This window comes from Bradyrhizobium icense, from assembly GCF_001693385.1.
Classification (GTDB): Bacteria; Pseudomonadota; Alphaproteobacteria; order Rhizobiales; family Xanthobacteraceae; genus Bradyrhizobium; species Bradyrhizobium icense.
Genome location: NZ_CP016428.1, coordinates 6,897,458 through 6,922,471 on the forward strand (window position 1 = coordinate 6,897,458; position 25,014 = coordinate 6,922,471).

Annotated in this window: 21 protein-coding genes and 1 pseudogene; 4 read left to right on the top strand and 18 right to left on the bottom strand. The window is 62.2% G+C overall.

Annotated elements, in window-relative coordinates; translation table 11 throughout:
• The first annotated feature begins 32 nt into the window (after positions 1 to 32).
• Positions 33 to 488 carry a nuclear transport factor 2 family protein gene (locus tag LMTR13_RS31890; protein ID WP_065733129.1) on the top strand — a complete coding sequence of 152 codons (456 nt, stop codon included), beginning with the start codon at positions 33 to 35 and terminating at the stop codon, positions 486 to 488.
• A gap of 24 nt (positions 489 to 512) precedes the next feature.
• Here the strand turns inward: LMTR13_RS31890 and LMTR13_RS31895 are convergent, their stop codons facing one another.
• The gene (locus LMTR13_RS31895) at positions 513 to 701 is read right to left on the bottom strand and encodes a hypothetical protein (protein WP_065731225.1); all 189 of its coding nucleotides are present in this window, start codon (positions 699 to 701) and stop codon (positions 513 to 515) included.
• A gap of 141 nt (positions 702 to 842) precedes the next feature.
• On the opposite strand from LMTR13_RS31895, the pseudogene LMTR13_RS31900 reads away from it, so the two are divergent.
• Positions 843 to 1,142 (top strand): annotated as a pseudogene (locus tag LMTR13_RS31900) (glycine zipper domain-containing protein); the annotation flags it as partial.
• Between the two features lie 138 nt (positions 1,143 to 1,280).
• Here the strand turns inward: LMTR13_RS31900 and LMTR13_RS31905 are convergent.
• The 6 genes from LMTR13_RS31905 to LMTR13_RS31930 all read right to left on the bottom strand — a co-directional run bounded on the left by LMTR13_RS31905 (position 1,281) and on the right by LMTR13_RS31930 (position 9,309).
• Positions 1,281 to 1,709 (bottom strand): acyl-CoA thioesterase, encoded by a 429-nt coding sequence (locus tag LMTR13_RS31905; protein ID WP_065731227.1) that lies wholly within the window; start codon positions 1,707 to 1,709, stop codon positions 1,281 to 1,283.
• Entirely contained in the window at positions 1,706 to 3,799 is a 2,094-nt protein-coding gene (locus LMTR13_RS31910; protein ID WP_065731228.1) for a 3-hydroxyacyl-CoA dehydrogenase NAD-binding domain-containing protein, read from the bottom strand. Before LMTR13_RS31910 ends, LMTR13_RS31905 begins: the two co-directional genes overlap by 4 nt.
• Before the next feature lie 2 nt (positions 3,800 to 3,801).
• Complete coding sequence (locus tag LMTR13_RS31915; protein WP_065731229.1) at positions 3,802 to 5,085, bottom strand: acetyl-CoA C-acetyltransferase; 1,284 nt, start codon at positions 5,083 to 5,085, stop codon at positions 3,802 to 3,804.
• Positions 5,085 to 7,352, bottom strand: a complete 2,268-nt coding sequence (locus tag LMTR13_RS31920) for an acyl-CoA dehydrogenase (RefSeq protein WP_065731230.1) — start codon at positions 7,350 to 7,352, stop codon at positions 5,085 to 5,087. The genes LMTR13_RS31915 and LMTR13_RS31920 overlap by 1 nt, the downstream gene beginning before the upstream one ends.
• Before the next feature lie 254 nt (positions 7,353 to 7,606).
• Entirely contained in the window at positions 7,607 to 7,873 is a 267-nt protein-coding gene (locus tag LMTR13_RS31925) for a hypothetical protein (protein ID WP_065731231.1), read from the bottom strand.
• A 197-nt stretch (positions 7,874 to 8,070) separates the two neighbouring features.
• Positions 8,071 to 9,309, bottom strand: coding sequence for an SMP-30/gluconolactonase/LRE family protein (locus LMTR13_RS31930; protein ID WP_065731232.1), 1,239 nt, complete (start codon positions 9,307 to 9,309; stop codon positions 8,071 to 8,073).
• A 374-nt stretch (positions 9,310 to 9,683) separates the two neighbouring features.
• On the opposite strand from LMTR13_RS31930, the gene LMTR13_RS31935 reads away from it, so the two are divergent.
• The gene (locus tag LMTR13_RS31935) at positions 9,684 to 10,898 is read left to right on the top strand and encodes a serine hydrolase domain-containing protein (RefSeq protein ID WP_065731233.1); all 1,215 of its coding nucleotides are present in this window, start codon (positions 9,684 to 9,686) and stop codon (positions 10,896 to 10,898) included.
• Positions 10,899 to 10,914: 16 nt separating this feature from the next.
• Here LMTR13_RS31935 and LMTR13_RS31940 read toward each other — a convergent pair whose 3' ends face one another.
• The 9 genes from LMTR13_RS31940 to LMTR13_RS31980 form a co-directional block, all read right to left on the bottom strand.
• The gene (locus tag LMTR13_RS31940; RefSeq protein ID WP_065731234.1) at positions 10,915 to 11,691 is read right to left on the bottom strand and encodes a potassium channel family protein; all 777 of its coding nucleotides are present in this window, start codon (positions 11,689 to 11,691) and stop codon (positions 10,915 to 10,917) included.
• A gap of 89 nt (positions 11,692 to 11,780) precedes the next feature.
• Positions 11,781 to 12,773 (bottom strand): L,D-transpeptidase family protein, encoded by a 993-nt coding sequence (locus LMTR13_RS31945; protein WP_065731235.1) that lies wholly within the window; start codon positions 12,771 to 12,773, stop codon positions 11,781 to 11,783.
• A 108-nt stretch (positions 12,774 to 12,881) separates the two neighbouring features.
• Complete coding sequence (locus LMTR13_RS31950) at positions 12,882 to 13,514, bottom strand: flavin reductase family protein (protein WP_065731236.1); 633 nt, start codon at positions 13,512 to 13,514, stop codon at positions 12,882 to 12,884.
• Positions 13,515 to 13,651: 137 nt separating this feature from the next.
• Complete coding sequence (locus tag LMTR13_RS31955) at positions 13,652 to 14,260, bottom strand: TetR/AcrR family transcriptional regulator (protein ID WP_065731237.1); 609 nt, start codon at positions 14,258 to 14,260, stop codon at positions 13,652 to 13,654.
• A gap of 19 nt (positions 14,261 to 14,279) precedes the next feature.
• Complete coding sequence (locus LMTR13_RS31960; protein ID WP_065731238.1) at positions 14,280 to 17,432, bottom strand: efflux RND transporter permease subunit; 3,153 nt, start codon at positions 17,430 to 17,432, stop codon at positions 14,280 to 14,282.
• Between the two features lie 177 nt (positions 17,433 to 17,609).
• A complete protein-coding gene (locus LMTR13_RS31965) occupies positions 17,610 to 18,716 on the bottom strand; it encodes an efflux RND transporter periplasmic adaptor subunit (protein ID WP_065731239.1) in 1,107 nt (368 codons plus the stop codon).
• 253 nt (positions 18,717 to 18,969) lie between these two features.
• Complete coding sequence (locus tag LMTR13_RS31970; protein WP_065731240.1) at positions 18,970 to 19,476, bottom strand: hypothetical protein; 507 nt, start codon at positions 19,474 to 19,476, stop codon at positions 18,970 to 18,972.
• Positions 19,477 to 19,545: 69 nt separating this feature from the next.
• Entirely contained in the window at positions 19,546 to 20,724 is a 1,179-nt protein-coding gene (locus LMTR13_RS31975) for a winged helix-turn-helix domain-containing protein (protein ID WP_065731241.1), read from the bottom strand.
• A gap of 79 nt (positions 20,725 to 20,803) precedes the next feature.
• A complete protein-coding gene (locus LMTR13_RS31980) occupies positions 20,804 to 21,034 on the bottom strand; it encodes a hypothetical protein (protein ID WP_065731242.1) in 231 nt (76 codons plus the stop codon).
• Between the two features lie 716 nt (positions 21,035 to 21,750).
• On the opposite strand from LMTR13_RS31980, the gene LMTR13_RS31985 reads away from it, so the two are divergent.
• On the top strand, positions 21,751 to 22,383 hold the full coding sequence (locus LMTR13_RS31985) for an OmpA family protein (RefSeq protein WP_065731243.1): 633 nt from the start codon (positions 21,751 to 21,753) through the stop codon (positions 22,381 to 22,383).
• A gap of 89 nt (positions 22,384 to 22,472) precedes the next feature.
• Here the strand turns inward: LMTR13_RS31985 and LMTR13_RS31990 are convergent, their stop codons facing one another.
• Positions 22,473 to 23,732, bottom strand: a complete 1,260-nt coding sequence (locus LMTR13_RS31990) for a phospholipid carrier-dependent glycosyltransferase (protein ID WP_065731244.1) — start codon at positions 23,730 to 23,732, stop codon at positions 22,473 to 22,475.
• A gap of 546 nt (positions 23,733 to 24,278) precedes the next feature.
• Positions 24,279 to 24,710: a VOC family protein gene (locus LMTR13_RS31995; protein WP_065731245.1), complete on the bottom strand. Its 432-nt coding sequence runs from the start codon at positions 24,708 to 24,710 to the stop codon at positions 24,279 to 24,281.
• Between the last annotated feature and the right edge of the window lie 304 nt (positions 24,711 to 25,014).

Sequence of the window (25,014 nt, forward strand, 5' to 3'; positions counted from 1 at the left end):
CCATCACAAACCAGAAACGAATGGAGGAAACCATGAAGATCGATCGCCGTCAGCTCGCCTTGCCCGCACTCGCACTTGGGCTGACACTTGGGCTCATGAGCGTCGTCCCCGCTTTTGCCGGTGCGGACGAGGATGCCATCGCGAAGAAGGTCGAAGCCTTCCGTACGGCGCAGGCGGCTGGCAATGCCGAGGGGATCGCCCCGCTCTGCGCGGACGAGCTGAGCTACAGCCACTCGAATGCCAAGATCGACACCAAGGCGTCGCTTCTCGACGGCATCGCCAAGGCCAACTACAAATGGTCGTCGCTTGAATACAGGGATCCCACGATCCGCGTCGTCGGCCCGACTGCCATCGTGCGCTTCAACTTCGTCGGCGAGCAGGAGTTCACCGACGGCAAGAAGACACCGCAGAACCTGCACATCCTGATGAACTGGCAGAAGCAGGGCAGCGACTGGAAGCTGCTGTCGCGGTCGGCCACGAGGCTCTGACCGCCGGACGACCGGCGCTGGCGGTTATGCCGCCAGCGTCATCCCGCTGGCGAGGCGGCGCGCGGCACGCTCTGCATCGCGCGCGTTGCGAAATATCTGCCCCTCCAGCCGGTTGAAGCGGTGCGAGGCGGCGAAGAACCGATAGCCGCCGGGAGCGCGCACGATAATTCCCGCCGGCTGCGAGCCGACTTCGATGATGTAGGTGTCCGACATGGCCCAGCCTCAGATTTATTCCGGGCCTACAACGGGTTACACCAGCAATTGTTCCCGCTTCCACCATTGCGCCGCGGGGCTGAGCTGTGCCAAAGCTGGTCCCGGAACAAGGCGAATCGCCCAAATGGCCGGAGAACTGACATGATGCCGAAGTTCGCGCTCTCGATGCTGGTTGCCCTTGCGGCTTGCGCACCGCTCCAGGAGGCTGCGGCACAGGAAAGCACGCTCGGCGGCGCACTGTTCGGCGGCGCGGCCGGAGCCATCGTCGGCGGCGCGCTCGGCGGCGGCCGCGGAGCTGCGGTCGGCGCGATCGTAGGGGCCACGACGGGAGCCGCGATCGGCGCCCAGGGCGAGCCGCGGCCCGGCGGCTATCGCTACTATCAGGGCGGCTGCTACGTGGAGCAGCCCGGCGGATGGCAGGAAGTTTCGCCGCGGTATTGCGGCGTCCAGGCGCAATACGCACCGCCGCCGCCCCGATACTATGACAACACACCGCGCTGCATGCGTTCGTCGACCTATGATCCGCGCCGCGGCACCTTCATCGGCCGTGACGGCTACGAACGCCCCTGCCCGTAAGAGTCAGGTCTTGATCACGCCGTCCGGACTGACCGGCTGCGGACGGCCGTTGTCGTCGATCGAGACATAGGTGAAGTTGCCGTCGGTCACCAGGATCTGTTGCAACTCCTTGCGGCGTACGACCCAGGCTTCGAGATGAACCGTGATCGAGGTGCGCCCGACCCGCACCAGATTGGCGTAGACTGAAACGAGGTCGCCGACATAGACGGCCTTGCGGAAATTCATCGCCTCGATCGCAACCGTCACGGTGCGTGACTTGGCGATCTTGGAAGCGAACACGCCGCCGCCGATATCCATCTGGCTGAGCAGCCAGCCGCCGAAAATGTCGCCATTGGCATTGGTGTCGGCCGGCATCGCCAACGTGCGAATACAGAGATCTCCGCGCGTCTCGGTTTCGGTGTTGAGCGGCGCGTTCACATGGGTCTCCGTCACTTGAAAGTCTCCCAGCCGGCATCCGGCACAAATCTTCCGCCGAATTTGTCGGTCAGCGCGTCCAATGTCGAGACCACGTTCTCCACGCCGCGGGTACGCGCATAGTTCAAGGGACCACCGCGGAACGGCGCGTAGCCGGTGCCGAAGATGACCGCACCGTCGACCACGTCGGCATTGTCGACGATGCCCTCACGCAGACATGCGACGCATACATTCGACATCGGCAGAATCAGCCGGTCGATCATTTCCGCCGACGGCTCTGAGATCGCGGACATGGCGCCGGTTTCGGCCTTGCCGCCCTTCCAGGTGTAAAAACCCTTGCCGGTCTTGCGGCCGAGTTCGCCTTTGGCCACTTTTTCGCGCAACCAGGCCGGCGTCGGCGGCAACTGGTCACCGAACTTCGAGCGCAGCATGTCGCCGACATCGAGACAGATGTCGAGGCCGACCTGATCGGCGAGTTCGATCGGCCCCATCGGCATGCCGAATTTCTTTGCGGCCGCATCGATCACCGTCTTGTCGATCTTCTCGTCCAGCATCAGCATCGCTTCCAGCATGTAGGGCGTCAGCGCGCGGTTGACGAGGAAACCGGGTGAGGACTTCACGGGCAGCGGCAGGCGGTCGATGGCGCCGACGAACGCCAGCGCCTCCGCCAGGAGTTGCACATCCGTGCCGTCATGGCTGACGACTTCGACGAGTTGCAGCCGCGATACCGGGTTGAAGAAGTGCAGCCCGACCAGCCGCTCCGGCTTTTGCAGCGTGGTGCGAAGATCCTGCAGCGGTATGCTCGACGTGTTGGTGGCGAGGATCGCGCCCGGCTTCATCTTCGGCTCGATCCCGGCATAGACCTTCTGCTTCAGCTCCAGCTTCTCCGGCACCGCCTCGATGATGAGATCGGCGTTGCGGACGCCCTCGGCGTGCATGTCCGGCATCAGCCGGTCCAGCACATCGCGCATGGCAGTCCGCTTGCGCAGGATCTTGCCGTAGAGATCGGCGGCGCGCTTGATCGCGCCTGCGATCGGCTCCGGCTTCATGTCGGCTAGCGTCACCCGCAAATCCTGGCCGGCGCACCAGGCGGCGATATCGCCCCCCATCGCGCCGGCGCCGATGACGTGGACATGCTCGATCTTGTTGCCTGATCCCGCGAGCTTCTTCATCTGCTCGCGCAGGAAGAACACGCGGATCAGGTTCTGAGCAGTCGGCGTCACCATCAATCTGGCGAAAGACGCTTTCTCCGCATTCAGCATCGCCCGCCGGTCGCCGCCATGCTTTTCCCAGAGATCGATCAGCGCATAGGGCGCGGGATAGTGCTCCTCTCGCGCGGCCTTCGCAGCCTCGCTGCGCATCCGCCCGGCGAGGAATCCTCGGGCAAAGCCGAGGTTGACCAGATTGTTCAGCAGCCCGGGCTTCGCGCGCTTCAAACGGCCGGACACCGCGTCTTTCATGGCATTGCGCACGTGGCGTTCCTGTGTCACGGCATCGACCAGCCCGAGCGATTTTGCGCGGCGGGCATCGATGGTCTTGCCGGTCAGCATCAGCGGCATCGCCTGCATCGGATTGACGAGCTGCGTGAAGCGTACGGTGCCACCGAGGCCGGGATGCAGGCCGAGCATCACCTCGGGAAAGCCGAACCGCGCGCCCTCGATCGCAATCCGCATCTGGCAGGCCAGCGCCACCTCCAGGCCGCCGCCAAGGCAGAAGCCGTGGATTACGGCGACACTCGGAACGCGCAAGGCCTCGAGACGATCGATTACCGCATGCGCGCGGCCGATCTCGGTCTCGACTGCTGCCACGTCGGTCGCGCCGCGAAAGGCGTTGACGTCGGCACCGGCGATGAAGCCGGATTTTTTGGCGGAACGAATGACGAGGCCCGTGGGACGCTGGCCCTCCAGCTCGGACAAAACCTTGTCGAGTTCCTCGATCAGGTCCGCCGACAGCGTATTGGCGCTGGTACCTTCGCGATCGAACAACAACCAGGCGACGCCGTCGCCATCGCGGGTCAGCCGGAAATTCTTATACGGGCTACTGGCGTCAGGCTTCGGCCCGAGTTCGAGCAGGCGATCGCCGAGAACGTTCATGATCTGGCTATCCATGCTCACACCGTCTCGATCAGCATCGCGCCGCCCTGCCCGCCGCCGATACATTCGGTGGCGATGCCGCGCCTGGTGCCCAACCGCTTCATGGCATTGACGAGGTGCAGCACGATGCGGTTGCCGCTGCAGCCCACAGGATGACCGAGGCTGATCGCGCCGCCATCGACGTTCAGCTTCGCCTGATCGAGTTCGCCCGCCGCACCGTCAAGGCCGAGAATCTCCTTGCAGAATTTTTCGTCGTTCCAGGCGGCGAGACAGCCCAGCACCTGCGTCGCAAACGCCTCGTTCAATTCCCAGGTCTCGATATCGGAAAGGGTCAGCTCGTTGCGCTTGAGAAGCTCCGTCGCCGACAGCACCGGCCCCAGGCCCATGATGCCGGGATCGAGCGCCGACCACTGGCTGTCAAGGATGACCGCCTTCGGCGTCAGGCCGTGCCTGGCGACCGCCTCTTCGGAAGCGAGGATCACCCAGGACGCACCGTCAGTGATCTGCGAGGAGTTGCCGGCAGTGACCTTGCCCCAAGGACGCTCGAACACCGGCTTCAGTTTCGCCAAACTCTCCGGCGTCGAGTCCGGCCGCACGCCGTCATCACGATCGTAGAACTTTCCGTCGCGCGCGAATGCGGTCTCTACTTCGTCCTTGAGCCAGCCCTGCGATTGCGCCTTTGCGAGTCGCTTGTGGCTTTCGGCAGCATAGGCATCGGATTGCTCGCGGGTGATGCCGAAGAGATGGCCGACCACTTCGGCGGTTTGACCCATATTGAGTTCGGTGATGGGATCTGTCAGGCCGCGCTCGAGCCCGATGATCGGCTTGAAATAGCCGGGCTTGACCTTCAGCGCCGCCATGATCCTGGCGCCGATGCCTTTGGCTCCGGCGAGGCCGGCAAACCAGCGCACCCCCTGTTGCGGCCAGACCAGTGGGGCATGGCTCAGCGCTTCGGCGCCGCCGGCCAGGATCAGGTCGGAGACGCCTTCGCGAATGTACCGGTAACCCGTATCGATCGATTGCATGCCCGAGCCGCAATTGATCTGCACCGTAAAGGCGACCATCTTCTCGCCCATGCCGAGCCGCAGCGCTGCGACACGGGCCGGATTCATCTCGTCGGCGATGACGTTGACGCAGCCGAGGATGACCTGATCAAAGGCGGTCGGTGCGAACGGCTGCCGCGCCAACAGCGGCCGGCCGCATTGCGCGGCAAGATCGACCGGCGTGAACGGGCCCGGACCGGAGCGCGCCTTCAGGAACGGCGTCCGGCTGCCGTCGACGATAAAGACCGGTCGCGCCATCAGCTTGCTGCCCTCTGTTCACCCAATTCCTGGAAGAACTGATGCACGTCGGCACCCTTCCTGTAAATTGGCGACAACGTCTCAGGGGCGAAATCGTCGACTTCGATCACCTTGGCAACGGCTTCATGTGCAGCCTGCAGCTTCTCGCCCTGCGCCTGGGTGATGACACCCTTCTTCACCGCCTCCTTCCAGTCATGCAGCCGCGCGGCGCGCATCTGCTTTGCGACGTCGTCCGCAGCGGTCACCAGCCGGAACGCCTTCTCCAGCCGCGCGATGCCGCCATCATCATCGACTGCCGACAGATCGGAGGTGAGCCGGTCGCGCGCCGCCGACGGCTCCAGCACGAGCTGCGCGCATTGATGCACGACGCGGTCGGACGGGCCGAGCACGCGCGCACCGAACGGCTGGATCAGGAATTTCAAGATCACAGCGACGAACCGGTTCGGCAGGTTGGCGAAGATTTCCGCAAAACGGTTCTCGATGGTCTTGAAGCCGCTCGCCATGCACCATTCGAGCGCGGCGAAATCTTCCCGCTGCCGCCCCTCGTCCTGCCAGCGTTTCAGCGCTGCCGACAACAGATAGAGTTCGGACAGGATATCGCCGAACCGGGCCGAGAGCATTTCCTTGCGCTTGAGCGCCCCGCCCAGCGTCAACAGCGCCATGTCGGCGCACAGCGCGAAGCCTGCGGAATAGCGCGAGAGCTGGCGACAGAATCGGGTTGCCTCGCCGGCATCGGGCGCCGGCGCAAACAGGCCGAAGGTCCAGCTCCGACCCCAGGCGCGGAACATCGTCTTGAAGCTGTGGCCGACATGACTCCAGAATGCCTTGTCGAAGGCTTCCAAGCCCTTGGCGCGGTCGGCTTCACCGAGCGCATTCATTTCCTCCAGCAGGAATGGATGCGCGCGTATCGCACCTTGCCCGAACACGATGAGATTTCGCGTGAGGATGTTGGCACCTTCAACGGTAATGCCGACCGGCACCGCGCGATAGAGGCTACCCAGGTAATTCTGCGGTCCGTCGATCACGGCCTTGCCGCCATGGATATCCATGGCATCGTCGATCACGATCCGCATCCGCTCGGTGGCGTGCAGCTTCATGATGCCGGAGATGACGGCCGGATGATGTCCCTGGTTGAGCGCCGCGCAGGTCAGCCGCCGCGCGGCATCGAGCAGATAGGCGGTGCCGGCGATACGGGCGAGCGGCTCCTCGATGCCTTCGAACTTTCCGATGGAAATGCCGAACTGCTCTCGGATTCGGGCATAGGCCCCGGTGGTGCGTGCCGCATAGGCCGCCCCTGCGGCCGACAGCGACGGCAGCGAGATGCCGCGGCCGGCAGCCAGCGCCGTCATCAGCATCTTCCAGCCCTGACCGAGACGCTCCTGACCCCCGATGATGTAGTCCATCGGAATGAACACGTCGCGGCCCCAGTTCGGGCCGTTCTGGAACACCTGCATCGCCGGCAGGTGGCGCCGACCGATCTCGACGCCGGGTAGATGGGTCGGGATCAGGGCTACGGTAATGCCGAGGTCTTCCTGCTGGCCCACGAGATGATCGGGGTCATAGGCCTTGAAGGCGAGACCAAGCAGCGTCGAGACCGGTCCTAGCGTGATGTATCGCTTGTGCCAGTTCAGCCGAAGGCCGATGACTTCCTGGCCCTCGAAACTGCCCTTGCAGATGATGCCGGTGTCAACCATCGAGGCCGCGTCCGAGCCGGCTTCAGGACTGGTCAGGCCGAAGCAAGGAATGTCGGCGCCTTCGGCGAGCCGCGGCAGCCATCTATCCTGCTGCTCCTTGGTACCGAAGCGCATCAACAACTCGCCCGGGCCGAGCGAATTCGGCACCATCACGGTGACGGCCGCGGTCAGCGAGCGCGACGAAAGCTTTCGCACCACTTCCGAATGCGCATAGGGCGAGAAGCCGAGCCCGCCAAATTCCTTCGGAATGATCATGCCGAAGAATTTGTGGCGCTTGATGAAGGACCACGCCTCCGGCGGCAGATCGCGCCATTCCCAGTTGATCTTCCATTCGTCGAGCATGGCGCAAAGCTCATCGACGGGGCCGCTGAGAAAGGCCTGTTCTTCTTCAGTCAGCGTCGCCGGCGCGACAGCCAGCAATTTCGACCAGTCCGGATTGCCGGTGAAGAGATCGGCGTCCCACCAGACGTCGCCCGCCTCCAGCGCCTCGCGCTCAGTATCAGACATCGCGGGCATAGCGCCGCGCGCGAAAGAGAAGATCGGTTTGCTGATGAAATTGCGGCGGAAGCTCATGGCGACCTCCTCATGATCGGGGCGCGACGTCTCGCCTCACCTATACCAAACATGGGTTCATCCTAGCGGAAAAGCACGGGTTTCGGAGACGCTTCGCATCGGGAAACGAAGCGAAACTGAACTTGGAGATAACGGCGGAGGCCCGGGCCCCGTTCCCAAAATGCATGCATTGTCCGACGTTTAGAGACCGGCAACGTTGCCGGACGGATGCCGCGCTGGAGTGCCCACCGGTCTCAACCGCGGGCATACCGGTGTTATGAATCACGCTTGCTGCGGCGGCGCTCATTGGGGACGAACACGGCAAATACTTCCCTGACGCGAACGGCAGGCGTGACATCGCGGGTAAAGCGTCGCTCCGCGGTCGCACGGGTTTCCTCCACGCGAGGCGCGTAAAGCGCGCTCCCGTACAGCGATCCATCGAAGCGCAAATTGCTTTCGTCGTCGGTAAGGTAAGCGTTCGAAACAAACAGCAATACGAGCAGTGTCGATCCCACGACGGTAAAATATTTGAAAATGGGCATTGGTGGACGAGTCTCCCTTCTTGCGAAGAAGGGTGGACCGTTCGCAATGAATGCTGAGTTTAACCGTGCCCAGCTTTTGCCGGAGCGGTTGGCTGGCGGTTGCGAATTTATGACGAATTTTAGTGAATAGCCCTCTCGTCATTCCGGGGCTCGCGAAGCGAGAGCCCGGAATGACGTCGTGGAGCAAGGTTAGCCGGTCAGCCCGGCCCCGCACCCTGCGTCGCCGTGTACACGGCGTAGAGCGACTGGCTCGCAGCCATGAACAGGCGGTTGCGCTTGGGGCCGCCGAAGCAGATGTTGCCGCACACTTCGGGCAAACGGATGCGGCCGATCAGCTTGCCTTCCGGGGACCATATCGTCACGCCGCTGTAGCCGACGGCGCGGCCGGCATTGCTGGAGCACCAGACATTACCGTTGACGTCACAGCGCACGCCGTCGGGTCCGCACTTCACCCCGTCGACCATCAAATCGCTGAACCGCTTGTGGTTGGTCAGCTTGTTGTCGGTGCCGACGTCGAACACGAACATGTCGCCCTTGCCGCCCGGACCGGTGTCGCCCGGTCCCTTGCCGGTGGAGGCGACGTACAGCTTCTTGTAGTCGGGCGAGAAACAGAGGCCGTTGGGATCCGGCACCTGTTCTTCGGTCACGACGAGATCGACACGACCGGACGGATCGATGCGATAACAGTTGGTCGGCAGTTCGCGCTTGCCCGGCACGAAGCCTGCCGGCTGGCCGATCCGCGGGTTGAGCTTGCCGGCAGGATTGCTCGGCCCACCCGCAACGTCTGGCTCACCCTCATAGAGCATGCCACCATAGGGCGGATCGGTGAACCAGTAACTGCCGTCGGGATGCGCGACGACATCGTTCGGCGAGTTCAGCTTCTTGCCGTTATAGGAGTCAGCCAGCACGGTAGCGGTGCCGTCATGCTCGTAACGCACGACGCGCCGCGTGAGATGCTCGCAGGAAAGCTGTCGTCCCTGGAAATCGAACGAGTTGCCGTTACTGTTGTTGGACGGCGCGCGGAAGACGCTGACGTGACCGTCATCCTCCGACCATCGCATCTGCCTGTTATTTGGAATGTCGCTCCACAGGAGATAGCGCCCTTGCGCGCTCCAGGCGGGGCCTTCGGCCCACAACAGACCGGTGTAGAGGCGCTTGATCGCCGTGTTGGGCTGGGCAAGATTATTGAAGGACGGGTCGACGGCGATGATGTCGGGGTCCCAGAAATACGTGGTGGGGGCACCGCGCGGGCTGAAATCGCGCGGCGGGCTGGTGACTGTTGACGGTGGCGCCACCGGGCCGGTCTGAGCCAATGCGGTGCCGGCCCCCGCCACGGTGGCACCGGCGCATAGCGCCAACCCCTGCACAAGCGTTCGTCGTGAGATCGCGACTGCTGGATCATGCTGTTGTGAATCGCGCCGCTCCTGGCGTGTCATCGCATCCTCCCAATCTGTTCGCCGGCCGTTGATCCGGCCTGGCAACCTGAGGTTAACCAAGTCCGCACCTGGTTACGAGAGCTGCTTTTCGATTCACCTCTCTGCTCAAGCTTGCAGCCGAAAATGGCATTACCTCGTCCAACGCGTGTCTGTCGGGAAGCTCCGCCATCATCGCGCTTGGGGCAATTGCCCACGTGGCGATAAGGTGCGCAACATGCTAGTCATTCGACAACTGGTCGAATTCTCCGGCAAATCAATCGGCCCGCGGGGCAAATCAAATGAAGATGCCGACTCGACGGATATTGCATTGCACCGCAGGATCTCCCGCCAAACGACTTTTTGCTGCGGCCTTGTCATTGGCAATCTGGACTGAGATGGCCGCGGCCAACCAGGCGGCCAAGGCCCCGGCGCCGTCTCCAAGCAAGCTCGAACGTATCACCGAATTTTTCAACAATGAGGTTACGACGGGGAAATTGCCGGGCGCCGTCGTGTTGATCCAGCAACATGGCAAGCCGGTCTATCTGAAGTGTTTCGGCGTTCAGGATGTCGAGACCAAAACTCCGATGACACCTGACACGATCTTTGCGCTTCATTCGATGACGAAGCCAATCACCAGTGTCGCGGCGATGATGTTGATCGACGCAGGCAAGCTCTCGCCCGCCGATCCCGCGTCCAAATTCATTCCGGAGTTCGCCGACGCGAAGGTACTTGTCGGTTCTGAAACTGTTGACGGCAAGAACGTTTTAACGCTTGTCCCGGCAGATCGGCCGGTGACCATTATGGACCTGTTACGCCATACGTCGGGCATCACATACGATTACATCGGCGGCAAGCTGATCATGAAGGCCTATTCGGAATCAGGCCTTTTCGATGGACGTTATGACAACAAGGTGTTTGCCGATCGCATCGCCAGATTGCCGCTGGCACGACAACCCGGAACGCTTTGGCGTTACGGACATTCAACAGACGTCCTCGGACGCATCATCGAGATCGTATCCGGGCAGACGCTCTATCAGTTTGAAAAGCAGCACATCTTCGATCCGCTCGGCATGACCAGCACGAAGTTCGTGCTGGAAAGTGTCGAGGAACACGCGCGGATGGCGGAGCCGCTGCCAAGCGATACCATCCTGAAACTTTCAGAGGCCGAACGGCGCGCCCATCCGGAATGGGAGTCCGGCGGCGGCGGGCTGGTTTCGACGCTGAACGACTATGCCCGTTTTGCCCAAATGATCCTCAACGGCGGGCAGCTCGACGGCAAACGCTACCTTAGCCCGGCCGCATTCAAGTCGATGACGTCAGACCATATCGGGCCTGGCTCCGGCGTTGCGCGGGATTATTACTACTTTCCCGGAGATGGCTTTGGCTACGGCTATGGTTTTGCCGTGCGCACCGATCCGGGAAATGCCAAGCCGCCTCCGCCAGGTTCAATCGGCGAACTCAAATGGGATAGCGGCAGCGGCACCTATTTCGGTGTCGACCCAAAGCTGGACATGATTTACATCATGCTCGAGCAGACCCAGAACGAACGCGGACGGATCACACCCGCGTTCAGGAAGCTGGTTTACGACGCGTTTGCCACGGACGAATGATCGGGTGGCAGCCGCGCTACGTCAAACCTTCGTCGGGAATATTCAACACCGTCCCGCAGGCCTTGCAGTGAACCGCATCGCTGTCATGGCGCTGTAATCCGCAGGTGGGACAAGCAAACCGCACCTTGTTGGGCGAGAGCAGCGCGCGGGCAAGATTGAAAAACAGGGTGACTCCGAAAATCATGATGACGACCGAAATTATGCGGCCGACAGTCCCGGGCAGGGTGATGTCGCCAAAGCCGGTCGTCGTCAGCGCCGTGACGGTGAAATAGAGCGCGTCCGCATAGTTCGATATCTGAGGGTTACGGAATTTTTGGGTCTCATAGACGATTGCGGTCATCACGAAGATGAAGACCGCCAGATTGGTCACCGCGAAGATCACCTCCTCGTTGCGCCGGAAGAATGAACTGTCCTGGCGCAGCCGCACCAGCATCTGATAGTCGCGCAGCAGCCGCAGCGTTCGCAGGATCCGCAGAAAACCACCGGCCTCTCCGGCCAGCGGCGCCAGAAATGAAATGATCGCGACGACATCCGTCCATGTCGAGAAGCGGGTGAACTCCAGCATTCGATGCCGGCCGACGAGCAGCCGCGCGGAAAAATCCGCCAGGATCACGGTGCCGAACAGGATATCGAGCATTTCAGTAACGTCGTTGGTGGGGAAAAACGACGTCGCGATGATGAACAGGACGGTTACGATGTCGAACGCCAGCAGTGCGTAGCGAAAACGGACGCCTTCCGGCGTTGCACCCTCGTAGAGCTGTCGGACGTTGTTCTGGACGGACGCAAATGACATGACGCATCTTCACCGCTCGCATGCGTCTTTGCAAATGATGATGGTGGCGACCATGAAAAGTCGCCTGCCAGCCCTCCTCCCACCAGACATCACTTCCGGTTCGCCGCCTGCCGTTCGATGAACGCGACCTCGATGCCTTTCTTCAACAGCTTGGCCAGTTTGTCGGCGTCCCAATTGGTGAGACGTACGCAGCCGTGAGATTCCGCCTTGCTTACCTTCGACGGATTGGCCGTGCCGTGAATGCCGTAGCCTTCCGCTGAAAGTCCGATCCACTGCGTTCCGACGGGATTGTTCGGCCCGGGCCTGATCGTGAAGGCGCGCCTGGACCTGACTTCCTTGAACTTATAATCCGGGTTGTAGCGGTAGTGCGGACGGGCATCGATCGACGTCACCTTGAGCACGCCGCTCGGGGTCGGCTTTTCTTCGCTTCCGACGGTTGCAGGAAAGAAGGCGATCAATTCGGAATTCGCGAACGCCTTGACGGTCTGGGCGCTCTTGTCAACCTCGACACGTGTTGCAATTGGCTTCGTCTCTTTCGCGATCACATTGATTACCGAGATCGTCTGGTCGGCCTGGTCGAATTTCTTGCCGGGGTTGAGGGCTGCGAGCAGCGCCTCGCTCATGTGAAATTTCTCGGCGATGGCCTCGCGCGGGCTGGTGTAACTGAGCGCCTTCAGCCGTTTCATGTCTTCCATCCTGGCGGGGAGCTTCTTTAGGAACGGCCCCTTCACGTCTGCCGCTGCGATCTTGTAGTCGACGACGATGGCATCCGCGCTGGTCGCGATCAAAGCGCTCCAGACCTCCGGGGTCAGCGGCTGCTTGTTGACGATGAGGCCTTTGGCTTCGGCGAACGCACGCAAGGCTTTCTGGGCGTTCTCGCCGAGCTTGCCGTCGATCTCGCCCGGCGAGAAATTGGCGCGGTCGAGCAGCACCTGAGCCTTGACGACAATGGGATCGATCTTGTCGTTGGCCGGCGGCTTGCCCCTGAACTCCGCGTTGTTGACCGCCGCCGCATCGGGCCCGGCCATGGCTGGAGCGGCGAAGCAGGCGAGCAGGATCAACCCGGCAAACAAGCGGATCATCGGCAATCTCCGAAATACCGACGATAAGCATTTCGGCGCGTCGGAGTTCCGTGTTGCCGTGGGGAGCGCATGCGCGCGACCCGTTGGCTCCATCCGGACTACATTCGATCAATCCGGCCGGATCATCTCGAACATGTTTTCCGGCTTGATCTCGAAATAGTCGCCGCGGCGGCCGGCACGCACGATCGGGTGGGCCAGCCCGGTCTGGTAGACGCCGTCCTTGATGAAGGCCTTGTCGATGTGGACGGCGACGACTTCGCCCAGCGTCAGCCAGGCCTGCGCTTTTTCGCCGTCCTTGCCCTGCAACTGGATGATCTGCGTCAGCTTGCATTCGAAGGCAACAGGGCTTTCCGCCACCCGGGGAACGTTGACGAGCTTGCAGGATGCTGCAGTAAGGCCTGCTAGCTTGAACTCATCGACATCGGGGGCAACGTGGGCCGCCGTCGCGTTCATCTGCTTTGCCAGATCTATGGTAGCGAGATTCCAGACGAACTCTCCGGTGTCCTGGATGTTGCCTGCGCTGTCCTTCCAGTTCGTCGAGGAGAAGCCGATGATCGGCGGGTGGTAGCAGAAGGCGTTGAAGAAGCTGTAGGGCGCCAGATTGACGTTGCCCTTGCCGTCGCGCGAGGAGATCCACCCGATCGGGCGCGGCGCGATGATGGCGTTGAAGGGGTCGTGCTTGAGGCCGTGGCCGTTTTTCGGCTCGTAGAAATGCAGGTCTTTTTGGCTCTTGGCGTCCATTCCGGCTCGTCCTTTTCGTCACTGCGAAGCAATCCATGTCACAGCACGCGGCGCTATGGATTGCTTCCACCTTCGCTAAAGCTACGGTAGACAAGTCGCTTCGCTCGCAATGGCGGTGGAGTCAAGTGGCGAAGAGCTCAATTCGCCTTGGCACGCGGCGACAGCCCCGCAATGACGAAATCGATCATTTGGTCGATCGTCGGGCCGGGCTTGGTGGCGCATTGGGCGATCATCTGCGGGTGGAAGAACCGCATCATCGCGGTGCAGGCGCAGAGCGAGGCCAGTTGCAGGTCGGGAGCTTCGAATTCGCCGGAGGCGACCCCTTGAGCGATCACCTGGCCGACGGTCCGGGCAATCATCTCCATATGAGTGACGCAGACGCCCCAGTCCTCCTGCATCGCGATCTCGACCATCTCATGCAGTTTGGAGTCGCCGACATAGCGCTCGGTGTTCATGCGGTTGATGGTCTTGATCATTTCGCGGAGGCGGACAGACGCTGGTCCGGCCGCCTGCGCGATCCTTTGCGCTTCGGCCTCGACCTCGCCCATCAGGGTTCGCGCCACGCCCTCATGGATCGCCTTCTTCGAATCGAAGAAGCGATAAACGTTGGCGGGGCTCATCCGCAGTTCCTTGGCGATGTCGGCGACCGTCGTCTTCTGGTAGCCGATCTGCCTGAACAGACGCTCCGCCACCACGAGGATCTTCTCGCGGGTGTCAGTCTCGATGTGTTCCGAAATCAGCGTCATGTCAGCTCTCAATGTTCAATTATTCTGCGGCGTCGGCAAGCGGAATTGCGTGCGGACCCTTGGGATGCTCCTTGGCCTGATGCTGCGCCGCAAGATCAGGCTGCTCGGCCTGACCGCTTTCTTCCAGGCTCTTCCTGAACCACAGGGCGTAAAGGCCCGGCAGGTACAGCAAGGTCAGGAAGGTTGCAACAAACAAGCCGCCCATGATGGTGATGGCCATCGGTCCCCAGAAGGCGGAGCGGGACAGCGGGATCATGGCCAGGATCGCCGCCAGCGCCGTCAGGATCACCGGGCGAGCCCGCCGGACCGTGGCTTCGACGATGGCTTCCTTGCGCGTCATGCCTTGGGAAACGTCGGCCTCGATCTGGTCAACCAGAATCACGGCATTGCGCATGATCATGCCGGCCAGCGCGATCAGGCCGAGCAATGCCACGAAGCCGAACGGCTGGTTGGCAATGTTGAGACCGAGCGAGGCGCCGACGATGCCGAGCGGCGCGGTCAGGAACACCAGGATCAGGCGCGAGAAGCTCTGCAACTGGATCATCAGCAGGGTGAGCATCACCAGCGCCATCAGCGGAAACAGCAACGCGATCGAGGCATTGCCCTTTTCGGATTCCTCGAACGCGCCGCCGGGCTCGATCCGGTAGGCCGGCTCGAGCTGGTTGCGGATTTCCGTTAGCTTCGGCCAGATCTGGTTGGTGACGTCGGGCGCCTGCACGCCGTCGACGACGTCGGTCCGCACTGTGATCGCCATATCGCGATTGCGCCGCCACATGATCGGTTCCTCATGGGAATATTCGATCCTGGCAATCTGCTGCAGGGGCACGGCGACGCCGTTGCGCGACGTCACGGTCAGCTCGCCGACGCGGCCGAGGTCCAGCCGCTCCGACGGAACCGCGCGCGCGACCACGCCGACCTTCTCGATGCCGTCGCGGATGGTGGTGACCGGCGCGCCGGAGATCAGCATGGCAAGCGCCTGCGAGACGTCCTGCGGGGTGAGGCCGAGCGCCCTCGCCCGGTCCTGATCGACCACGAGCTTCAGGTAAGGCGACTGCTCGTTCCAGTCGAGTTGCGGCTCCACGACATTGGGATTTTGCTTCATGACATCGCGGACCTTGTAGGCGATGTCGCGCACGGTATTGGCGTCGGGGCCGATCACGCGGAACTGGACGGGGAAACCGACCGGCGGGCCGAAATTGAAGCGGTCGACGCGAACGCGCGCTTCGGACAGTTCGCCCTCGGCGACCGCCTTCTCCAGCCGCGCCTTGATCCGCTCACGGGCCTCGACGTCCTTGGAGACGATCACGATCTCGGCAAAAGCCTCGTTCGGCAGTTGCGGATTGAGGCCGAGCCAGAAGCGTGGCGAACCCTGACCGACATAGGCGGTGTAGGTCGCGATATCCTTGTCGTCCTTCAACAGCGCCTCGGCCTTCTTGACGGACTTTTCCGTGACGTTGAAGGCGGTACCTTCCGGCAGGCGTAGCTGCAGGAACAGCTCAGGCCGTTCGGAAAGCGGGAAGAACTGCTGCTGCACCTGGCCGAAGCCCACGATCGACAGCGCAAACACGCCGACCGTCGCTGCTACCACCTTGATACGGTGATCGACGCACCACTGAATCACGGCGCGCAAGCCCCGATACATCCGCGTCTCGTAGATCGCGTGCGGATCGTGGTTGTGGTGGACGGCAATGTTGGGCAACAGCTTGACGCCGATATAGGGCGTGAAAATCACCGCCACGAACCAGGAGGCGACCAGCGAAATCGCCACGATCCAGAAAATGCCGCCGGCATATTCGCCGACCGCCGAATTGGCAAAGCCGATGGGGAGGAAGCCAGCGGCCGTGACCAGCGTTCCCGTGAGCATCGGAAACGCAGTTGATTCCCAGGCAAAGGACGCCGCGCGGACGCGGTCCCAGCCCTGTTCCATTTTCACCACCATCATCTCGACCGCGATGATGGCGTCGTCGACCAGAAGGCCGAGCGCGATGATCAGCGCGCCGAGCGTGATGCGGTGCAGGTCGATCGACATCGCATTCATGACGATGAATACGATCGCGAGCACCAGCGGCACAGACATCGCCACGACGATGCCGGTGCGCCAGCCTAGCGCTACGAACGAGACGAACAGCACGATCGCCAAGGCCTCGATGAAGGAATGGACGAACTCGCCGACCGCGCGCTCGACCACTTTTGGCTGGTCGGCGATCTGCTCGACCTCGATGCCCTGCGGCACGGCTTTCATGAAATCGTTAGTTGCCTTCTCGACATCCTTGCCGAGCTCGAGGATGTTGGCGCCCTTGGTGGTGACGACGCCAATGCCGATCGCAGGCTTGCCTTCCTGGCGGGCGACGAAGGTCGGGGGATCGACGAAGCCGTGGGTGACGGTTGCGATATCGCCAAGCCGGAACACGCGGCCGTTGCTCTCGACCGGGGTTTCTGCGACCGCCTTGGCGCCGTCGAGCGCGCCGGTGACGCGCAGCGGCACGCGCTGCGAGGAGGTCTCCACCGTGCCCGCCGGCGTAACGTTGTTCTGCTTGGCGAGCGAATCGAACAGTGCCTGCGGCGTGATGCCGAGCGTTGCGAGCTTGGCGTGGGAGAATTCGACGAAGATGCGCTCGTCCTGGGTACCGTAGAGATTGACCTTGGTGACGCCGGAAACCTTCAACAGGCGCTGGCGCATGCCCTCGGCGGTCTTCTTCAGTTGCGCATAGTCGGCGCCGTCGCCGGTCATCATGTAAAGAATGGAATCGACGTCGGAGAATTCGTCGTTGACGTTCGGGCCGAGCAGGCCTGCGGGCAGTTGGCCTTGCACGTCCACCAGCTTCTTGCGCAGCAGATAAAACAGGTAGGGCACGTCCTTCGGCGGGGTGGAGTCCTTGAACGTCACCTGGAGCGCCGTGAACGACGGCTTGGAATAGGTCTGCACCTTCTCGAAGAACGGCAGTTCCTGCAGCTTCTTCTCGATGGGGTCCGCGACCTGGGTCTGCATTTCCTGCGCCGTCGCGCCCGGCCAGATCGCCGAAACGTTCACCACCTTCACGGTGAAGAACGGGTCCTCGGCGCGGCCGAGCCGCTCATAGGAGAAGAAGCCGGCGACGCCGAGCGCGATCATCAGGAACAGGATCAGGGTCGGATGGCTCACCGCCCAGCCCGAGAGATTGAAGCGCTTCATGTCACTCTCCAACTTCGAAATCTATTTGCAAACTCGCCGTCATTGCGAGGAGCCAACGGGTCGCGCGAAATGTGCGCCCGATGACAGGCTCCGCGACGAAGCAATCCATTCTTTCCCCGCGCCGTGACATGGATTGCTTCGCTTCGCTCGCAATGACGGCGCCGGTTAATTGACGGGCTAGAACGACAGGGACGAGACCACCCGGACTTTTTGGGCCGGATCGAGCTTCTGCACGCCGAGCGCAACCACCTTGGCGCCCTCATTGACGCCGCCTGAAATCACAACGGCATTGCTCTCATAGGATTTCACGACGACCGGCTTCAGTGCGATCGCACCGGCATCGTCGACGATATAGAGCGAGGGATTGCTGCCCTGGCTGAACAGCGCCGACAGCGGCAGTTTTGCCACGCGCTCGCTGGCGGCATCGGCCAGCGTCAGCGTGGCAGTCATGCCGAGCGAAACCTTGTCGTCAGCCTCGGGCAGCGAGAACTTGGCGAGGTAGGTCCGCGTCGCGGGATCTGCGGAAGGGGCGATCTCGCGCAGCTTCGCGGCATATTTCTTTTCCGAATCCGACCACAGCGTCACGGTAGCGGTGCCGGACTTGGCGCGGTCGACCAGCGTTTCGGGGATCGCGACCACGGCCTCCTTCTCGCCAAAGCGCGCGACGCGGACCGCGGTCTGGCCCGCGGCGACGACCTGGCCGGGGTCGATCAGAGTTGCGGTGACGACGCCGCGGGTATCGGCGACCAGCGTGGCATACGACAGCGAATTCTTGGTGAGCTCGACCTGCCGCTCGGCGCGATTGAGGCGCGCGCGGGCTTCATCGGCGGCGGCGCGGCTCTGATCCATCTGCGCATCCGTGGTCCAGCCCTTGGCGCGCAGATCCTTGGCACGCTGCTCGGCAGCACCGGCCTGCGCCAGCACGCCGGTAGCGGCGCGGAATTCGGCCTCGGCCTGCTCGGCCTGCAGCTTCAGATCGACCTCATCGAGGGTCGCGAGCGGCTGACCGACGTCCACGGTCTGACCGACCTCGACCAGACGCCGGGCAACCTTGCCGGGAACGCGGAAACCCATATCGGTCTCGATCCGGGGCCGGATGGTGCCAACAAAACTGCGCTCCGGCGTCTCGGGTGCATAGTGCACGGTGGCGACCAGAACCGGACGTCCGGGGGCGGCCGTTTCGGCCGCCTTTTCGTTACAGCCTGCCAACACGAACACCGCAAACGCCAACAGAGCTCCCGTCAAGAGCCTGTAATAGCTAGCGAAAATAGACCGGGCGAACATCGAAACTCTCCATCGCGGACTCCGATGAAGAGTATTGAATGGCGACTGACGAATGTCAATATTCGTCAGCGATCATGAATTCGTGAAGCGAAAGTGGGTTAATTGCCTTCAAGAAAATTGCCCATCGGACCGGCCCGGTCGGAGCCCGGACGGCGCAGCGAAGCTCGGGTAGGGCTCGATGCAAGTGAGTCTCCCCGGATTGGAGCGTTCCCTCCATTCGACCATGCGGCTTTTGCCTCCCGCCGGCCGCGCATCAGGCGCGTCGAGCTTTCTTGCGAGACTTCTTTGCGGGGGCTTTCTTCGCGCTTCTCGCGGCCTTACTCGCCGGCCTTGATTTCTGGCTGCTCGATTTCCTTGCGGCCGACCTCTTCGCCGTCTTCTTGGTGCTCCGCGCCTGTGCGGCTCGAGTCTTGGCAACTCGAGTCCTGGCAACTCGGGTCTTGGCAGCTCGGGTCTTGGCAACTCGGGTCTTGGCAACTCGAACTTTCACGGCTCCGCCCTTCCTCGCCGTGGCCGCCGGCGCGCCTCGTCGTTTCTTGCCAGCCCGCTTCTGCCGTTCAGGCGCGGCAACGGGTGGCACCATCAGAGGATCGGAAACCAAGCCATCGGCAGCGAGCGGGATATAGGCGGCCGCGCGTTCGTCGACCTTCAAGCTTCGTTCGTCCGGCTTCAGCGCCTGGCTAGCGGCTTCTGTCGCTGTGTTCGCAATGTCCTTCACCGTCTCGGTGAATTTCTCCAGAATCGATTTGTCCTTGCCCATGCCCGCCTCCCAGTGGTTCGCTACATGGCATCAACAAACCCGCCGTTGCCGGGTTCCCGGACGGAAACCTTACTCGCCCAACTGAAACCGCTCGAAGCGATCCAGCTCCTCCTCGATGCGGCGCTTGTAATCCTTGCGCGGCGCCCTCGCGGCGCCCTTGCCGACCCAGCTCCATTTCTGCATCAGGAGTTTCTTGTTCTGGCGGTCGGTTTTGAGATCGACGGCGGCAACGATGTCTTCACCGACCAGCACCGGAAGTGCGAAATAGCCGAAGAAACGCTTCTCCTTCGGCACATAGGCCTCGAAGCGGTGGCCGTAATCGAAGAACAGTTCGGTGCGCTTGCGCTGGATGATCAGGGGATCGAACGGCGAGAGGATGTGCACCGGGCCATCGCCCTCGCCTCCCGGCACCGCCCCATCCGCATCGAGCACTTCGGGCCGCGTCCAGTGCTCCTGCTTGCCGGCGCCTTCGAGCGCAACCGGCACCAGCTCCTTGCGCCGCACCCGCGCCTCGATCAGGCGCCGCACCGCCGGCTTGCTCGGCGCATCGAGATGGCAGACGGAATCGAGGCTGACGACGCCTTGGGAGCGAAGCGCGCGGTCGAGCAGGTAGGCGGTGATCTCCGCCGAGGGGGCCGGCTTTGGCGGCTTGTCCCAACCGAAATGCCGCGTCATCAGCTCATAGGTCTTGAGCATGCCGGTGCGTTCGGAGATCGTCACTTCGCCGGTGTAGAAGGCAAGCTGCAGCGCCCGTTTCGAGGGTTTGCGGCTCTGCCAGAGATGTTCCTTCTCGGTCAGAACGTCGTCGTCGATATCGCGGATGGTCAGTGCGCCGTCGCGCCGCAACAGCCGCATCACCTTGCGGGTGTCCTCCGGCTTGACGGAAGCAAACCATCTGTGGCCGTCGCGCCGGTGCTCTCGCATCGCCGGAACGAAGAAGCGAAAATCCTTCGCCGGTACATAGGACAGGGCGTGGGTCCAGTATTCGAACACGCTTTTGTCCACGCTCTGCGCCTGGCGCAGGTCGGCGCGTGCGTAAGCGGGAATGCGGCTATAGAGAATGTGGTGATGGCACCGCTCGATGACGTGGATGGTGTCGATCTGGACATAGCCGAGATGGTCCACCGCAGCCGCGACGGCCTGCGGTCCGGCGCCGAACGGCTCGCTGGTATCGAGCCGCTGGGCATGCAGCCAGATTCGCCGGGCCTCAAGCTTGGTCAGGGGACGGGGTTCAGTCGCGCGGGGCATCGCGCGGCAATGTAGCGGGATTCGCGCGCGGAGGGAGTCCCCGGGTTCCTTGACCGCCGCCTCGCGCCGCGAACTCACCTCACGGCTTCTGCTGCTCTCCGACGCTGCCGGTTGCGATCTCGGCCTCGCAGGAGGCGCGGCCGGGCTGGGGCGCATGGCATTTGTAGACGTGGCCGGTGAGGCGATCGACCAGCCACGCGTTCTCTTCCGTCGGGCTTTCGAACCCGACATAGCGGCTGCCGAGCGAGTTGATCAGCGTCGACAGCAAGATTGCAGCGGCGATCATCGCCGCGCCGATCAGTGTTGGCATTGAACTTCTGGAACCGGCTGGCTCCGATGCGCTGGTGCGATAACCCAGGTACTCACGCTGACGCTTGACTGATTGTAACACCCGCCCCGCCCGTTTGGTTGTCCCGAACGAATTCTTCTTCCGATTTTTTTGTGAGTCGTTTTGCTAGAGACGCATCTGGCCGATTTGTTGTCCACAGATCGGCGCTGGCGCGACGATCCACTTTTTTCTGTGCGAGGAACGGGAAATGACTCACCTGCCGAATGATATGCAGCGCGCACCGTAAAGTTACGTACTGCAGCGCGTTGGCCCGCCATGCCTGGATGGCCGTCCAGCGCGCGTGGTCCCGATCGACTTGCCGCAAGCGTCGATGCCGGAGTCGGCTCCGGTCAGGCGACGTTCGACGTTGGGGCACCGGCGGACGGTCGAGGTCGGTACGTTTCCGGGTGTTGTCTCTGGAAACGGTCCGCGACCTAATCCGCCCAATCGAACGCGTGATTCAAATCACGCAAGGAAGGTCGAACGAATCAAATCCGCCGACGACACGGCGGCAAGCAAGATGCCATGCCCGGCCTTCAACGCCTTGGAGCGCCTATTGAAAAGTCCGTTCCTTGCGAAGGCCGGCCTTTCCCAATGTGACTTGTATCACATTGCCGGTTTTGAACCCGTCCTATCGTCGCTGCATCAAAACGTCATGCACGCCAGTTTGCAGGCGTTAACAACTGAGGACTAAGACAATGACCCGCTTTCTTTCGATCACGACTATCGGCGCTGCGCTGTCGATGACGGCAGGCATCGCTGTCGCCGGCGACGCCGTCTCGGCCGACAAGATCCTGGACGCCCTGAAGCCGAAGCCGGGCGTGACCCGCGGCCTCTCGACCGGCCCGCAGCAGCCGGTGGACGCTGCCGCAAAGGCCAAGGAAGTCAGCTTCGTCGACACCCTGCGCAACCGCAAGACCCGGTCGCTGTCGCTCGGCGAGCGCCAGGAAATCGCGGAACTTGCCGCGAGCAAGCCGAAGATCGATCTCGAAATTCAATTCGACTACAATTCGGCCGACATCAGCAAGAACTCGGTTTCCGCGGTGCAGGAGCTCGGCAAGGCGCTCTCCGATTCGAGCCTGAAGGGTTCGACCTTCGTGGTCGCCGGTCACACCGACGCGATCGGCGGTGAGGCTTACAACCAGGATCTCTCCGAACGCCGCGCCGATACGATCAAGAAGTACCTGACCGAGAAGTACGGCATCGCCGGTTCCAATCTCGTGACGGTCGGGTACGGCGAGACCAGGCCGAAGGATGTGAACGCGCCGATGGACCCCACCAACCGCCGCGTTCAGGTCGTCAACATGGATAGCAAGACCGCTGCCAAGTGAGGTTCTGAAAGGTAAGGTCTTGAAAGCCGATCCGCCTGCCGCCAGCGGCAGGCGGTCACCCCTCCTTCGCAAGCGGAAGAGGTGCCGCCTCAAATCCAGTTCTGGAAGATCATCAGGCGGCTGAACGTCGCCATCGAAGTACCTATGAACGCGGCCGAGATCGGCAACATTGCGGCAAAGCCGGCAAAGCCGATTGCAACATAGGCCCATAGCACCCAACCGGGCATGCTGCGGCGTTTCAAGGCATACACCAGTGCAAAGCTCGCCGTGGTGGCTGCCGGCAGGTAGTAATAGATGAAGCCGAGCGTTCGCGGCAGCAACGCCCATGCGAGGTATGGGCCGAAATAGAATGCCAGTATCAGGAAGGCATCGAGCCGCCGCGTAGCGATCCAGTCGCGCAGGCAGATCGCGACCGCAATCAACGCCGGCCACAGGATCAGAGGATTGCCGAGGAGGACCACGGCGGCGATACGGTCTTCGTCGACCTTGTCGAAGAGGTACCAGACGGGGCGAACCAGGAACGGCCAGGACGGCCATGAACTCATATAGGTGTGCCCCGCGATTGCGGTCGTGGTGTTGTCGCTGAGGATCCGCCGTTGCGCGTCCACGATATTCGCAACCGACAGTCCGTAGAGCGGAATGAAGGTCGCGAGATAGACGCTCACCGGAACCAGCACAAAGCAGATGGCGAAATGCCACCACCTGAAATCGGGCCAGAGACCGGGCCGATACCAATCCTCCGGCCGGGCATCCGCAAATTGAGTGCGCCAGCTTTGCATCAAGCGGATCACGGCGACGATGATGATGCAGACCGCGAGCGCAAACAGCCCGCTCCATTTGCAGCCGGCCGACAGGCCAAAGCCGATCCCGGCAAGCGCGAACCACAGATGCGGCCGCTCCCTTCGAAAGCCATGCACGAACGCCGCGATAGCGAACAGGCTGAACGCGAGCGCAAAAATATCCAGCATCGCGATCCGCGATTGCACGAACAGCATCTGGTTGAAAAAGGCAAGCAGGCTCGCCGCGATGGCCGGACCCTGGGCTGCGAACAGCGCCAGGCCGCATAGATACACCGCAACAACGGCAAGCGATCCGAACAGAATTCCAGGATAGCGCCAACCCAACGGCCCGTCACCGAATGAATGGATCGACAGCGCGATGAGCTGTTTGCCGAGTGGCGGATGCATCGGGTTGAGCATCGGCTCTCGCATCGCCGGCTCGAGCATCTGGCGCGCCGCCGGGACGTAATGCACCTCGTCGAAATAGAATTTCTCCGGCGTGGTGACGCCGATCAGCATCGCAAAGTGCGCAAGAACAAAAAGAAGTCCCGCGGTGATGCCCGTGCGCATCACCGAATCAGGCAGAACAGAAAATGATCGGGTTGCTGGCTTCACGGACGATTTGGGACGGGATCAGGGACTGACTGACATTGCGGCGAAAATTGAGTGTGATGGCTCTGGATGTTCATGTCCATCGCATCGAAGCGTTTCGATCTCGCAATCACCAACCAGGGGGCGAGTAAGCCGGGCTCCCCAGCAGCACGTTGCCGAGCACGCGGCATCCGGTTCAAGCGCTGTCCGGCCAGGTCGTTGATCGGCGCAGCGTTCGGACCGGGCCCGGCCGCCGGAGGCGTGCGGATGCCCGGCCTTGGGTTGAGGATCAGTTATTAGAGCGCAGCAACATCAAATCCTCCTGGTGAGGAGGCGCCTTAGCGCCATCTCGAACCACGAGGCCCTGCCGGTACCATTCATCCTTCGAGACGCGCGCTCCTCAGGATGAGGTCTGACAAAGGTAGGGGCAAAGGCGCGCTTGCGCCGTGCCCACCATCTCTCCGTGTATCGCGAATGGTAAATGGTGGGCACGCTATCGCTTTGCCCACCCGATTTGCGTTCATATCAGGCGGCGGCCGTGGCGGATTGCGCAGCGGTTGCGGCCGCGACATCCATCCACATCACTTCCCAATGGTGACCGTCGGGATCTTCAAAACTGCGGCCGTACATGAAGCCGTAATCCTGCTTCGGGCCCGGATCGGCGCCACCGCCCGCGCCTTGCGCTTTGCCGACCATGTCGTCGACCGCGTCGCGGCTATCGGCAGAAAGACAAATCAGAACCTGGCTGGTGGCCTTGGCATCGGCAATCTTCTTCGGGGTGAACTGGCGGTACTTGTCGTGCGTCAGCAGCATGACGTAGATGGTCTCGGAGAACACCATGCAGGACGCCGTATCATCGCAGAATTGCGGATTCTTTTCGCCGCCGATTGCCTGATAGAAGGCGGTCGAGCGGGCGAGATCGCTGACAGGCAGATTGACGAAGATCATTTTAGCCATGATGGGCTCCTTTTCGCGGGGTTCAGGCCGAGGACGAGCGGGCGCCGCTCGATCCGACACCCATTTTCAATTTTTTTGGGAGGCTACCTCGGTTCGTCATGGCCAAACTGGTCAGCGCCATCCCGGCCTGCTGTTCCGACGGAACGCACTTCCTGCGTGAAGACGCGCTTGGCGCTCTTGTCCTGCCTGGCCGCTCAGAAACGCGTACCCCCCGCTATACTTGACGTACCGAAAACGTTCCGGACATAGCCGTCAGGCCGTGACAGGGTGGTTGATTCGGGTTCTCGAAAATTTGTCAGGTGAC